The organism is Natronolimnohabitans sp. A-GB9, assembly GCF_030848565.1.
Taxonomy (GTDB): domain Archaea; phylum Halobacteriota; class Halobacteria; order Halobacteriales; family Natrialbaceae; genus Natronolimnohabitans.
The window spans coordinates 1-1,467 of the sequence record NZ_JAVDDV010000057.1; the positions used below are offsets into that span (position 1 = coordinate 1).

Genomic DNA, 1,467 nt, shown 5'->3' on the forward strand with positions numbered 1-1,467 from the left:
GTGACATCCTCCCCGTCGTGAGCGACGGGGCTTCCCGTACCGCAGCGTTGGGATATTTGCCGGTTTACGATACGACCCGTTCTCGGCGGGCCACCCGGCCCGTGGATTTGTCGAACAGGCGCACCGAAGGCTGTGCCAGACAGCCGTTACTCCTATCCACAGAGGGACTCGGAGTTACCGCAGTTCGCATATTCTCCGCCGCATTCAGATCGCTGTTGGCGACCAACCCACACTCGTCACACACGTACAACCCACGCTCAACGCGGTTCGAATCCGCTTCCACCCCGCACTGACAACACGTCTTCGATGTTTTCAACCCGGCCTCATCAACCCGTTCAACGTCGATGCCACGCTCCTCGGCTTTGTACTCGATGTGCTGGATGAGCGTTTCGAACGCCCAGTCGTGCAGTCGCTTGTTCCCGTGCCTGCCCCAGTCTTGATCATCACGGATGTGCTTCGGATGCCCAACGGCTATCGTCTCCACATCACGGCGGGCACACTGCTCGACGATGTCTTTCGACAGGGCGTGGAGGAAGTGTTCTTGACGGCGTGACTTCTTTCGTCGCGCCCATTCCGCACGGTTGCTGGGGCCGTTTTCACCTTCCGTATCGTATTCGATGTGGCGGAAGTAGTGGGCGTCTTCTTGTAGCGCATTTCCGGGATACAACAGCGTCTCATCACCGAACGAGACGGCAGCGGTGTTGCTGATGCCGAGGTCGATCCCCGCCATTTTCTCGCCAGTAGTGTCCGTTGCGTCGATCTCGACTTTGCAGACGAAGTGTAGCTCCCAATGGTCGTCGTTCCAGACGGCGCGAACTTGTTGAACACGTTCCGCGTCGCTGAGGTCGGTGTCCGGGCCGGTGTCGTATTCGCAGAGGATGAAGTCGGCCCAGCCATCTTTCAGGTTCTCGCCTTTCGAGAGGCGAACCTGTTGGTGCGTGGTGTCAACTTTGAAGCCGTCTTCTTTGAACGTGACCGTGCTGCGTGGGCGGTGGTCGCCGCGTTTGCGGTAGCCCGGTGGGTTCGCATCCGGGTCGTCTTGTTTGTACCACGACTGGAAAGCGCCAGACAATTCTTCGACGATTGCCTGACTGGATTGAGCGTTCAGGTCTTTCCAGACGGGCTTGGTTTTGAGGTAGGCTTTGAGGGTGGTTTCGTCGGGGATTTCACCGGTTGCGTTCCAGATGCGGTCGATTGTCCACCGGGCGATGTTCCAGAGTTTGCTGGCGGAGTCTGCGAGCGAATCGAGGTCACGGACGACGCCCTCACGGTCGTTGTCGAGCGTGGCTGTGATGGTGCGCGTCGTGACCAGATCCGCCATACATAGCCTATGTTGTCTTTTTTATCTTAATGGCTGCGGTTGGCGTTGAATATCCGGCTGAGGGGTTAGAGTAGTGGTTGGTTGTTGGAGCGTACGCGATTCACGCCCACCGTAAACGGCGGGATTCTCTCGCTGAATTAAGATAG

The 1,467-nt window shown here is 57.9% G+C and carries 1 protein-coding gene; it reads right to left on the bottom strand.

Annotated elements, in window-relative coordinates:
- Nucleotides 1-64: 64 nt before the first annotated feature.
- A complete protein-coding gene (locus tag RBH26_RS21250) occupies nucleotides 65-1,321 on the bottom strand; it encodes a transposase (RefSeq protein WP_306760364.1) in 1,257 nt (418 codons plus the stop codon).
- Between the last annotated feature and the right edge of the window lie 146 nt (nucleotides 1,322-1,467).